Genomic DNA, 13,200 nt, shown 5'->3' on the forward strand with positions numbered 1-13,200 from the left:
GCGATACCGCGAGGTGAAGCCAATCCCAAAAAGCCAGTCTCAGTTCGGATTGCAGGCTGCAACTCGCCTGCATGAAGTCGGAATCGCTAGTAATCGCGGATCAGCATGCCGCGGTGAATACGTTCCCGGGCCTTGTACACACCGCCCGTCACACCACGAGAGTTTGCAACACCCGAAGTCGGTGAGGGAACCTACCCACCCCACAAAGTACTACTTTGCGGGGAACCCCGGGAAGGACCCAGCCGCCGAAGGTGGGGCAGATGATTGGGGTGAAGTCGTAACAAGGTATCCCTACCGGAAGGTGGGGATGGATCACCTCCTTTCTACGGAGTATCTTTATCGATACAAATTTTTGAATCGAAACCTCTCGGGTCATGTTCTCACCTTTAGTTTTCAAGGAATATAAAAAAAACCTCTTTATAACTCCGTATGAGTTATAAAGAGGTTTTTTTCGTAATTAAAAAGGATAATAATAGATTAATACTTATATGAGCATGCTGCATAATTCAATTCAGAACTTAACCTAGCTCATTCCTAGAATTAGAGAGAATCACCTTTATGTAGGATCAATTTTTCTTGCAGGGACAAGAGTTTCTAAGAGCAAATCTCTAAGAAACTCTATTGATCGATTAAGGCTATGGAAGTGAGTAGGGAAGCGATAAGCAGTTTTTTTAGAAGGGCAGCCTCTATGTAATAAAATAAATATATTGACTGACTAATGATTTTGTATTATTATACTATGTAAAATTAGTATACTATTGGAATTATATTTTTAATTTGTATTTACTTTTGAAAACGGTTTCTTATAAAAATGATTAACTAAAATAACAACAAAGTCATTTTCTCCTTTGGGGATAAATTCGCTAAGGTCGATTTATCTACCAATATGATATAAAATAGGTAGCTTAAACTCTGTTAATCGGGGTTTTACTGCGCCATAGAGCTAGGGGACTGTCTGTTCCTCTATTTCTATGGTGTTTTTTATATATAACGAGATAGCTGCATAATGGATCTCTTATCCGTTCTCACCTCACTCATGTAGCTTAGAGTATAAGGGATTATTTATGCAACCATCTGAAATCATTTAAAATAGGGGGATCTGGCTGTGGAACAACAAAAGTTACCTTTATGGCGTACAACTACACTAGGGCTTCAACATATTTTAGCCATGTATGCTGGAACCATTGTGGTCCCATTAATTGTAGGGCCTGCAATTGGTTTGAATGAAAAAGAACTAGCTTATTTAATCTCGCTTGATTTTTTAGGATGTGGAATTGCTACGCTCCTTCAGGTACTAGGAGGGAGATATTTTGGTATTAAGTTACCGATCGTACTTGGTTGTGCATTTCAAGCTGTAGCACCAATGATCGCTATTGGAAAATCTTCAGGTATACCCGCTATATATGGGGCGATTATCGGATCAGGTATAGCGGTATTTCTACTTTCCAATGTTTTTGGTAAAATTTTGAAATTTTTCCCTCCAGTTGTAACAGGATCAGTTGTGACAATTATTGGGATTACCTTGATACCTGTAGCAATTAATCATGCGGCGGGAGGTATGGGTAAACCAGGCTTTGGAAGTCTTGAAAATTTGGGAATGTCTCTATTTACTTTAGCACTTGTTATCATTATTAATCGAGTTTTTAAAGGATTTATTCAGTCGATTGCTGTATTACTTGCATTAATTATCGGCACGATTGTAGCAGGATTTCTAGGGATGGTTGACTTAACCCCGGTAAAAGAGGCTGGATGGGTGCAATTAGTGCAACCTTTCTATTTTGGGATTCCTAAGTTTGAATGGTCAGCGGTTATTGCTTTAACTTTGGTATCGCTTGTTTCCATGATTGAGTCAACAGGTGTGTTTATTGCTTTAGGTGAAGTTGTTGAGAAAAAAGTGGGCCCAAATGATATCAAAAAAGGATTACGTGCAGAAGGTATGGCTCAAATCATCGGTGGTGTCTTCAATTCTTTCCCTTATACTTCTTTTTCGCAAAACGTTGGGCTTGTAGCTTTGTCACGTGTAAAAAATAATAGTGTTGTTATAGCGGCTGGATCCATTTTGATTCTCTTAGCCTTTTTTCCGAAAATTGCTGCTATCACTACCCTCATTCCTGATGCCGTATTAGGTGGAGCTATTCTTCCCATGTTTGGTGTAGTTTGTGCATCAGGTATTCGGATGTTATCTAAGGTCGATTTCTCTCGTAATGAAAATCTGATTATTGTAGCTGCCTCGATTGGAATGGGCTTAGGAGCTGCTGTTGTTCCAGCATGGTTTAAAGGAATGCCAGAAAGCTTTCGCTTGTTCTTTGAGAGTGGAATAGTAGTAGGGAGTTTAATGGCTGTTCTACTAAATATTGTGTTTAATGGGGTCAAAACAAAACCCGAACTAAAAGAAGAAGGTAAGAGCCAGATTAGCGATTCTGAAGAAAGTGAAGCAGTTGATCACCATCATAGAGGGAAAGAAACAGAAGTTGTTGCGAGTGACCAATTAAGTGAGTCGAAACCCGTTTAAACTAAATGGAACGAATAGTTGGATTAATCCATATTTAAAAAATAATAAGCCCGTACCACTTGACGCAGTGATACGGGTACTTTTTTACGATTGAAGACGAATAACGATGTTGTTCATTTATGATGCATTTTCCTGCTGTTTTACTGCTTGATTATCTCCCATTTTGATAAATGGTAAGTATAAAACGACTGCGATAACAAAGTTGATCACTTGTAAGATGACTCCAGATATTGCTCCACCGGTAACCAGATAACCACTAATAATGGGTGGTACATTCCAAGGGACTAAAGCAACGGCTTTTGGAACGAATCCGGAAGAAATAGCTAAATAGGTAATAATCGTAAGTACTACTGGGATAAGAATAAAAGGAATAATCAAAATAGGATTTAAAACAATGGGTAAGCCAAAGAGTACGGGTTCATTGATGTTAAACAACCCAGGTGCTCCAGATAAGCGACCCATCATACGATATTGTTGACTTTTTGCTACTATAAAGATAGCTGCAATAAGGGCAAGTGTGGTTCCAGCCCCACCCATGTGCACAAATACATCAAAAAATGGTTTGGTAATTGTATGAGGTACATCGGTAGCAGCTACCCCTTTTCCAAATGCTTTAATGTTTTCTTCTAATGCTGGTAAATAAACAGAATCCATAATAGGACCGAGTATATTTGTGCCATGTAGACCAAAGGACCATAATAAATGGATGAGGATAGCTACGATAATTGCTGAAGGTAATGAACTGGATAATATTGAGGTTAGTGGTTTTTGAATCGTATTAAAGATAATCTCAAATAAGCTGATTTTTGCAAGTACATTAATTATAAGATTAATAGCAGACATCAAGATGAAGATAATGGTTGCAGGAAGTAAGTCAGCAAAAGAACGTGCGACTCCATCTGGTACTCCTTTTGGCATTTTAATGGCAAGAGATTTGACTTTAACTAATCTCCGATATAATTCTGTAACGATAATAGCAATCAAAATGCTAACAAATAAACCTTGTGCTCCTAACCATGCTAGAGTAAGACCCGAAGCATCTTTAGTAGGAGGTACAAAAATAATCGTAGAACCGAAAGAAAGAACTGCTGCTGAGATGGCATTCACTTGATACGATTTAGCGAGATTATAACTAACACCTATTCCGACGAGAATGGCAAGGATAGCAAAAGAACCATTCCAAATACCGCTACCGAGCTGCTTCCATGTTTCACCAAAGGCACTAGCCATTGCTTTTTGGAAGGCTTCGATTGGTAAGCCATTAATTAGTACCGCAAATGATGCAATAATAATTAGTGGCATAATTAAAACAAATCCATCACGAATAGCAACGAGATGACGTTGAGAACCAATCTTTCCGGCAATTGGCACAAAATGTTTCTCAAGTGCTTGAATAAATCTATTCATTTTTTCCTCCTTAATAAAATAGATGTTATCGCTTTCAAATGACATAAAATTAAGCTATTAATAAATAATTACTTTTTTAATGTGAGTACATGTTCGATTACTGCTTCACCATTAACAGTGCCGTAGTGCATTGGGTTGACGGTGTCAACGGGAACACCATAAGGTTCAGCTTGTTTTTGGATATCACTTAATAGATAACGGACTTGAGGTCCTAGCAAAATAACATCAACTTCATTAATAAAGTCGTGAAGTTGTGAAGCTGGTGCTGCCCATATTTTGGCATCCATTGATTTTTTTTGCGCTGCTTCTTGCATTTTCTTAACCAAAATACTAGTAGACATCCCTGCGGAACATAGAAGTAAAATTCGCATGTAAATCCTCCTTAGAATAGGTGATAAGTACTATTAATAAAAAAGCCGAAAAACATAAACGGATAGAGTAAATCCATAACATGATCCAACCAGAATCATCAACCTATGCGCAATTGGTGTTATTTTGGCAAAATTCACGCACATTTTGGATATCCCATTATTAAGAAATAAAAAGATATACCGACTCTGATCAGATGGATGACGTTTTAAATCCGCTTATTTTTCGGCTCGTGCCTGTATAGAACAGTAACACGCCAAAGGTATTGTTTTTTATTGATTAGTTTTAATAATAAACAAGATCATAATCAATTTCAATGATTTTTTGTATCCTTTTATAATATTATGTTCTTTCAATAATGAACTGGTGGGTCAGAAAAATTGAGATAAATATCCTATATTTTCCATGATTTATATACTATGGTTGTGTCTATTGGTATTGCTCTCTTAATTCATGCCACATGCTGCGTTATTTTGCATATGATAGATTCCTATCATTTACTTCAAAAGAAAATAATTATTGAACATTTGTAAGATCTCGACTGATACTTTTTAGCTTCTTCTGATCAAAAAACCTTATTTTAAGCATGATATTAGGGGTTCAGGGTTATGAAAATAAAGTGGATTAGGGACAACCTAAATAGAAAAATAATTATTGACATTGTTGTTAGAGAGTTTTATAATCACAATAACAAGAAACACAAACAAAAAGAAATGATTTGAATATAGATTTAAAAGCGAAGAAAAGGAAAGTAGAAGAAGCTATGAATGCTCAGAGAGCTATCCCAAGGCTGAGAGGATAGTCATCATTCTTCTTTGAACGTCGTCTTGGAGCCTTGTTCTTGAAAAGGAGTTTCCTTAGTAGAGAAACAACGGAATGGTTCACGTTATAGAACTAAAGTCCAGCGATCGGGCTCGGACTTAGTGAGTCTGTTTTTCGTGAGGAGAACAGAGAAGCTGAGTGGTACCGCGAGAACTCTCGCCTCAGTAATGTAAACCGCACTTCATATGTGCCAAGTGCGTGTTTGCTTGTTGAGGCGAGAGTTTTTTATAAGCTAAATGGGCATTGCTCATAGTAATTCTTTGAAGATAGCTTATAAAAAGCCCACTTTATAAAAAATCTAACTCTTATTCTAGCTAAATCAATTAGATTGATATGACTTATTGATAGACAAAACTAGACCTATCAAACATAAGTAAAAGCAATGAAAAGGAAGAGTAGAAGAAGGCAATGATGCACAGAGAGCTATCCCTAGGCTGAGAGGATAGACATCATCCTTTATCGAACATCGCCTTGGAGCTGTACTCTTGAAAGGGAGAACATCCTAAGTAGAGAGAAAACGGAATGGTCCACGTTATCGGACTAAAGTCCAGTGATCGATTCGGACTTAGTGAGTCTGTTTTTCGTGAGGAAACAGAGAAGCTGAGTGGTACCGCGAGAACTCTCGCCTCAGCAAAGTGACACACGCGACGGGTAAAAAACGTCTGAAGTGTGATGCTTTGCCGAGCGAGGGTTTTTTATTTATACGCTTTCATTCCAAAAAGAAAGGAACTTGAAAATGAAAGAATATTTGGTCTATATCAATGGTAATTTTGTTCCTCGAAGTCAAGCTACTGTGTCTGTCTTTGATCATGGGTTTCTATATGGAGATGGAATTTTTGAAGGAATTCGCAGCTATGAAGGGAATGTCTTTTGTCTTCGAGAGCATATCAAACGGTTATATGAATCTGCAAAGTCAATTTTGCTAGATATTCCAATGACTCCTAAGGAAATGGAAGAAGCGATCGTAGAAACTTTACAACGAAACTCTTTGGCAAATGCATATATCCGTGTTATTGTTTCCCGTGGGAATGGTGATCTGGGGTTAGACCCAAGAAGCTGTATTCATCCAAATGTGATTATCATAGCTGAAGCGTTAGCGATTTTTCCTAAAGAGTTTTATGAAAAAGGACTTCGTATTGCTACTGTCCCAACACGACGTAATATCCCAGATGCACTCAATCCAAAAATTAAATCACTAAACTATCTCAATAATATCCTGATCAAATTAGAGGCAACTCAAGCCGGTGTATTTGAAGCATTAACATTGACACAAGATGGATATGTATGTGAAGGCTCTGGAGATAATGTATTCATTGTAAAAAACGGCAAAATTATCACACCACCTACGTACTTAGGAGCACTTGAAGGAATTACGCGTAACATCGTCATTGAGCTGTGTGAAAATTTAGGAATACCTTGTAAAGAAGAACCTTTTACTCGTCATGATGTATATGTGGCTGATGAAATTTTTCTCACTGGAACAGCAGCAGAAATGATTCCCGTGATTGAAGTAGATTCTCGTATCATAGGTGAAGGAAAGCCTGGGCCGGTAACGAAGCAGATTATTACCGAGTTTCGTAAACAAACCAAAGTTAGAGGTACAAAAGTACCTGGTCTTAGCCCACTAACTGCATAAACCGAAAGGAAGTGAGCTAAAGTGAAAACAATGCAAAAGCAAAGTATAAAAATGATGTCAGGTGCACAGATGGTCATTGAAACACTAAAGCGTTTAGGAATCGACACGATTTTTGGATATCCTGGTGGAGCGATTTTACCGATTTATGATGCTTTATATCATAGTGGAATTCATCATATTTTAACACGCCATGAGCAGGCAGCTATTCATGCAGCAGAAGGTTATGCCCGAGCTACTGGTAAAGTGGGTACTGTCATGGCTACCTCAGGTCCGGGAGCTACTAATTTAGTTACAGGAATTGCTGATGCATTTATGGACTCAACCCCAGTTGTGATCATTACAGGTCAAGTTGCAACTGCGATGATTGGTACCGATAGTTTTCAAGAAGTAGATGTCATAGGCATTACCATGCCGATTACCAAGTATAGCTATCAGGTAAAAGATACAGCAGAACTACCACGTGTTTTATGCGAAGCTTACTATCTCGCTGGATCTGGTAGACCCGGTCCTGTTGTCATTGATATTCCGAAAGATGTTTCCCAACGAACAGCTGAGTTTCAATATCCCGAAAAACTAAATCTTTTAGGATATCAACTACCACCAGAGCCAGATCTGGACTTAATCGAACAAATTCATGCAGCAATAACCCAAGCTAAGCGTCCACTCTTATATATCGGTGGGGGGGTGATCCATGCTGAAGCTGCAGAAGAGGTTGTTCAATTGGCTCGAAAAGCTAGAATCCCAGTTACCTCGACTTTAATGGGATTAGGAGCATTTCCACCTGATGATCCACTTTTTCTGGGAATGTTGGGTATGCATGGTACTTATGCAGCTAATATGGCAGTATTTCACGCAGATCTATTAATCGCTTGTGGTGTTCGTTTTGATGATCGAGTTACCGGCAAGTTAGACCGCTTTTCTCCCAACTCAAAGAAAGTGCATATTGATATAGATCCTGCTGAAATTGGCAAAAATGTTGCCATTGATTATCCATTAGTTAGTGATGTAAAAAAAGCACTTCAAGCATTATTAAAAAATCCACCTGTTGTTCATTCTGAAAAATGGATAGAGCAAGTACAAACATGGTATCACGAATACCCTTTGCATTACAAGCAGGAAAATACATCTTGTATTAAACCACAGTTAGTTATTGATACTTTGAGTCGATTAACAGATGGAAGAGCTATTATTACCACTGAAGTAGGCCAACATCAGATGTGGGCAGCTCATTTTTATCAGGCAAAAGCTCCACGAACTTTTATCACTTCAGGTGGTTTAGGGACAATGGGGTATGGTTTCCCAGCGGCGATGGGGGCACAGATTGCTAGACCCGACGCAACGGTGGTCTGTATTGCTGGAGATGCTTCATTTCAAATGAATCTGCAAGAGTTACAGACGATTGCTGAACGTAATTTGCCTGTAAAAGTGTTTGTTATTAATAATCATTTTATGGGTATGGTTCGACAATGGCAGGAAATGTTTCACGATAATCGATTGTCTGAATCAAAAATTGGAAATCCAGATTTTGTACAAGTTGCAGAAGCATTTCAAGTCAAAGGTATCCGTGTAACGACTGCTGAACAAGTTGAAGCAGCGATTCAAGAAGCTTTAAGTATCTCTGGACCTGTAGTCGTTGATTTTGTAGTAGAAGAGGAAGAAAATTTATTTCCGATGGTACCCCCAGGTAAAGGGAATGATGAGATGTTGGTCAAAGGGTGGGATGAGTAATGAGGCATACAGTAGAGTTACTTATGAAAAATAAAACAACAGCATTATCTAGGGTACTAGGTTTATATACCCGACGAGGACTGGAAATTGATCAATTAACATTTAATGAAATGGAAAATCCAGAACTCTCGCATATGTCTATTACTATGAAATGTGATCCCAGTGTTCTGGATCAGATGGTGAAACTATTGGACAAACAAATTGATGTTCTTCAAGTACAAAAGGTTTAAGATGAATAGTCAGATCACGTAAAACAATCAAAATCATCAAAATAGTTACAAATAAGGGGAGATTATGATGAAAATGTATTATGACAAAGATGTGGACTTAAATGTATTAAGTGGAAAAACCGTAGCGATTGTTGGTTATGGATCTCAAGGACATGCACAAGCGCAAAATCTACGAGATGCGGGTGTAAAAGTTATTATTGGTTTACGCCAAGGTAACTCTTGGAAGCAAGCTGAAGCGGATGGATTTGAAGTCATGACGGTTCGTGAAGCGGTTAGAAATGCGGATCTCATCCAAATCTTGATCCCAGATGAACACCAAGCTAAAACTTATCGTGAGGAGATCGCTCCCGAACTTGAGAGCGGAAAGATGTTGATGTTCTCACATGGCTTTAATATTCATTTTGGTCAAATTGTCCCACCAGCGGATGTCGATGTAGCGATGGTCGCTCCAAAAGGCCCTGGCCATTTGGTTCGTCGTGTATTTGAAGAAGGATTTGGGGTACCTGCACTCCTTGCCATCCATCAAGATGCGACTGGGCATGCCAAAGAAATGGCTCTTGCTTATGCAAAAGGAGTTGGTGGAACCCGTGCAGGGGTATTTGAAACGTCGTTCCGTGAAGAAACCGAAACCGATCTTTTTGGAGAGCAAGCTGTTTTGTGTGGTGGGGTAAGTGCTCTAGTTAAAGCAGGATTTGAAACGCTCGTAGAAGCAGGATATCGTCCGGAAATTGCCTATTTTGAATGTTTGCATGAGTTAAAATTAATTGTTGACTTGATGTATGAAGGTGGCTTAGCTCGTATGCGTTATTCGATCTCTGATACGGCTGAATTTGGGGATTATGTAAGTGGACCACGTATTGTTACAGATGAAACGAAAAAGGCAATGCGCCAAGTGCTCACAGAAATCCAAGAAGGTGAATTTGCGAAAAAGTGGATTCTGGAAAATCAAGCAGGTCGTCCAGCTTATCATGCAATCAAGCGAAAAGAAGCCAACCATCCAATTGAGAAAGTGGGTGCAGAGTTACGTGAAATGATGAGCTGGCTGAAAAAGTAATTATCTTTTTGCGGGGGAATAAGCCGATATGAGTGAAACAGTAACACTGAACAGTGTAACCGTAGAAGATATTGTTTTAGCAAATCATGTGTTAAAAGATGTGGTAGGCAAAACTCCTTTGCAAAAAAATAAGCGTCTATCTGAGCGCTATAACTGTCAGGTTTACTTAAAACGAGAGGACTTACAGATTATCCGCTCATTTAAGATCAGAGGAGCTTACCACTTCATCCGTAATCTATCTGCTGATGAGCTAAGACGGGGAATTGTGTGTGCGAGTGCAGGAAATCATGCACAAGGTGTGGCTTATTCGTGTCATGATCTAAAGATTCGTGGAAAAATCTTTATGCCCTCAACCACACCCAGTCAAAAAGTTTCTCAGGTGAGATTATTTGGTGGCGAATATGTTGAAGTCATTCTAACTGGAGATACCTTTGATGATGCATTTGCGGAAGCGATGCTTGTTTGTGATAAGGAAAATATGACGTTTGTCCATCCATTTGATGCACCAGAGGTGATCGCCGGTCAGGGCACCGTTGGCTTTGAGATTATGAATGATATCAGGGAGCCTATTGACTATGTATTTGTGAGCATTGGTGGAGGAGGATTGGCTGCTGGGGTAGGAACTTATATTAAAGGGATCAGTCCTTCTACCAAAATCATCGGTGTAGAGCCAGCGGGTGCTCCAGCAATGAAACAAACATTGGCTTTGGACGAGTTGGTTACTCTCCATCAGATTGATAAGTTTGTTGATGGTGCAGCAGTACAGCAGGTAGGTAGACTTACTTCGGAGATTTGTAAAGAAGTTTTAGACGATATCATCGTTGTACCTGAGGGGAAAGTTTGTACGACTATTTTGGAGTTATATAACGAAAATGCCATTGTAGCAGAACCGGCAGGTGCACTACCACTGGCTGCACTCGACACTTACCAAGATCAAATTCAAGGGAAAAATGTCGTTTGTATCATAAGTGGTGGAAATAATGATATTGATCGGATGCAGGAGATCAAAGAAAGATCCTTATTATATGAGGGATTAAAGCACTACTTTATTATTAGCTTTCCACAACGAGCTGGTTCTTTGCGCGAATTTATCAATCAAGTATTAGGACCTACCGATGATATTACTCATTTTGAGTACACCAAAAAGAATGATCGTGAAAAAGGTCCAGCATTGGTAGGGATTGAGCTTAAAAATAAAGAGGATTATCATGGGCTGATTAGGCAGATGAGGCAGCATCAAATTCATTATATAGAAGTAAATAAAGACTCGAATTTATTTCATTTATTGGTATAAAGATGGGCTTCTGGTCTTTCGGTCAGTCGTGTTTTAAAAGGTTGTGATCGAAAGACCAGTAGTTTTTATTACAGAAATAACGATAGGATTTAATCCTAAGGAGTAGGGAGGAAGATATATGAAAAAGATGAGAAGCGATATCATTAAACGTGGGTTTGATCGGGCCCCACATCGAAGCCTGTTAAGAGCAACAGGCGTTATTCAAGATGACTCAGATTGGGATAAACCATTTATCGCGATTGCAAACTCCTATATTGATATTATTCCAGGACATGTACATTTACAGGAGTTTGGAAAGTTGGTTAAAGAAGCAGTGCGGGAAGCTGGAGGTGTCCCGTTCGAATTTAATACCATTGGAGTAGATGATGGGATTGCTATGGGGCATATTGGCATGCGTTATTCACTCCCTAGTCGAGAGCTAATCGCCGACTCGATTGAAACAGTTGTTTCCGCACACGCTTTTGATGGCCTAATCTGTATTCCCAATTGTGATAAGATTACACCTGGCATGATGATGGCAGCACTTCGTGTCAACATTCCAACGATCATTGTAACAGGTGGGCCTATGAAAGCAGGTAAAACCTCTGATGGTCGCTCCATTTCCCTCGCTTCCGTCTTTGAAGGAGTTGGAGCACTACAAGCAGGGAAAATTACGGAGAAAAATCTAGAGGAACTAGAGAAATATGGTTGTCCAACATGTGGCTCCTGTTCAGGAATGTTCACTGCGAATTCGATGAACTGTTTGGCCGAAGCGATTGGATTGGCACTACCAGGAAATGGGACTATTTTGGCAGTTTCTGAAGATAGAAGAGAGTTAATTAAACGAGCGGCAAAACAAATCATGCATCTGATTGAGATCGATCTAAAGCCAAGAGATATAGTTACAGAAGAAGCGATTGATAATGCCTTTGCATTGGATATGGCAATGGGTGGATCATCGAATACTGTATTACATACACTGGCTATTGCCAATGAGGCAGGTCTCGATTATTCACTCGATCGAATCAACCAAGTAGCAGAGAGAGTTCCTCATTTGGCTAAGATTAGTCCAGCATCTGAGTATCATATTGAAGATGTGCACAGGGCAGGTGGTGTTTCCGCTATTTTACATGAGCTGAGTAAAAAAGAGGGAGCTTTGTATCTGAATACAAAAACAGTAACGGGAAAAACCTTAGGTGAAAACATTGCTGGACATGAAATTAAAGATCAAGAAGTGATTCGCCCACTTAATCATCCACATTCGGAAAAAGGTGGATTAACGATCCTATTTGGGAATCTTGCACCTGATGGGGCGGTTATTAAATCGGGGGCGGTACAGGGTGGCATACGACAGCATGTTGGTCCTGCGGTTGTATTTAACTCACAAGATGAAGCTCTTGAAGGAATTTCTACTGGTAAGGTTAAAGAAGGAGATGTTGTTATTATTCGCTATGAAGGACCTAAAGGTGGACCAGGGATGCCAGAAATGCTAGCTCCCACTTCACTCATAACGGGGATGGGGCTTGGTGCTAAAGTAGCTCTGATCACAGATGGCCGCTTTTCAGGAGCAACCCGGGGACTGAGTGTAGGTCATATTTCCCCTGAAGCAGCAGAAGGTGGGCCCATCGCATTGATTGAAGATGGAGATATCGTGGTTATTGATATCCCAGAACGAAAACTTGAGGTAAAAGTTTCACCAGAAGAAATGGATCGGCGTCGATCCCGATGGACTGGCTTTAAATCGAAAGTCAAAACAGGATTTCTTGGGCGTTATTCAAAGCTTGTTACATCAGCAAGTACGGGTGGCATCCTTAGAATCGATTGAATTTTATAGAAAAAGATGAAAATTCATGATAATTGCCGACAGGAGACTCGCCGTTTCAAAGGCGTAGAGGAATGGTGGCGTTGTTCGGTATCCCCTATATAAGGGGATGCTTAGAACAACAATTTTTTCTTGCAGGTCCTCCTTTTAAAGTGATATCAGTTGGGTACTTTTTGTACTAAAGGCACTCCTAACTTTAAATACAGGGACTGTATCAGCATGACTGATGTAGTACGGGTAGCTGTCAACCTGCCCACGATGTATCGTCAATTCAAGGCAGGAGTCTCCATGCCGTTTGTACTGCTGGATAGATACAAGCTCACCATTTCAATGATGAGTAGTTGACC

Annotated in this window: 8 protein-coding genes, 1 rRNA gene, 1 pseudogene and 2 other annotated features; of the genes and pseudogenes, 8 read left to right on the top strand and 2 right to left on the bottom strand. The window is 39.6% G+C overall.

What is annotated here, in order from left to right:
* A 16S ribosomal RNA gene (locus DL897_RS03380) occupies positions 1-323 on the top strand; the annotation flags it as partial.
* 782 nt (positions 324-1,105) lie between these two features.
* Positions 1,106-2,398, top strand: a pseudogene (locus DL897_RS03385) (nucleobase:cation symporter-2 family protein); the annotation flags it as partial.
* A 231-nt stretch (positions 2,399-2,629) separates the two neighbouring features.
* Here DL897_RS03385 and celB read toward each other — a convergent pair.
* A complete protein-coding gene (celB, locus tag DL897_RS03390) occupies positions 2,630-3,919 on the bottom strand; it encodes a PTS cellobiose transporter subunit IIC (RefSeq protein ID WP_113657747.1) in 1,290 nt (429 codons plus the stop codon).
* A gap of 68 nt (positions 3,920-3,987) precedes the next feature.
* Positions 3,988-4,290, bottom strand: coding sequence for a PTS sugar transporter subunit IIB (locus tag DL897_RS03395; RefSeq protein ID WP_113657748.1), 303 nt, complete (start codon positions 4,288-4,290; stop codon positions 3,988-3,990).
* Between the two features lie 728 nt (positions 4,291-5,018).
* Positions 5,019-5,277 (top strand) — a binding site (T-box leader).
* A gap of 206 nt (positions 5,278-5,483) precedes the next feature.
* Positions 5,484-5,743 (top strand) — a binding site (T-box leader).
* A gap of 103 nt (positions 5,744-5,846) precedes the next feature.
* Here DL897_RS03395 and ilvE point away from each other — a divergent pair.
* The 6 genes from ilvE (at position 5,847) to ilvD (ending at position 12,856) form a co-directional block, all read left to right on the top strand.
* A complete protein-coding gene (gene ilvE / locus DL897_RS03400) occupies positions 5,847-6,746 on the top strand; it encodes a branched-chain-amino-acid transaminase (protein ID WP_113657749.1) in 900 nt (299 codons plus the stop codon).
* A gap of 30 nt (positions 6,747-6,776) precedes the next feature.
* Complete coding sequence (gene ilvB, locus DL897_RS03405; RefSeq protein WP_113658145.1) at positions 6,777-8,474, top strand: biosynthetic-type acetolactate synthase large subunit; 1,698 nt, start codon at positions 6,777-6,779, stop codon at positions 8,472-8,474.
* Positions 8,474-8,704, top strand: a complete 231-nt coding sequence (gene ilvN, locus DL897_RS03410; RefSeq protein ID WP_113657750.1) for an acetolactate synthase small subunit — start codon at positions 8,474-8,476, stop codon at positions 8,702-8,704. The genes ilvB and ilvN overlap by 1 nt, the downstream gene beginning before the upstream one ends.
* 67 nt (positions 8,705-8,771) lie before the next feature.
* Positions 8,772-9,758, top strand: a complete 987-nt coding sequence (locus tag DL897_RS03415; RefSeq protein WP_113657751.1) for a ketol-acid reductoisomerase — start codon at positions 8,772-8,774, stop codon at positions 9,756-9,758.
* A gap of 28 nt (positions 9,759-9,786) precedes the next feature.
* The gene (gene ilvA, locus DL897_RS03420) at positions 9,787-11,052 is read left to right on the top strand and encodes a threonine ammonia-lyase IlvA (protein ID WP_113657752.1); all 1,266 of its coding nucleotides are present in this window, start codon (positions 9,787-9,789) and stop codon (positions 11,050-11,052) included.
* Positions 11,053-11,170: 118 nt separating this feature from the next.
* Positions 11,171-12,856, top strand: coding sequence for a dihydroxy-acid dehydratase (gene ilvD / locus DL897_RS03425; RefSeq protein ID WP_113657753.1), 1,686 nt, complete (start codon positions 11,171-11,173; stop codon positions 12,854-12,856).
* The last annotated feature ends 344 nt before the right edge of the window (positions 12,857-13,200 follow it).

It is taken from the genome of Thermoflavimicrobium daqui (assembly GCF_003313465.1).
GTDB lineage: Bacteria > Bacillota > Bacilli > Thermoactinomycetales > Thermoactinomycetaceae > Thermoflavimicrobium > Thermoflavimicrobium daqui.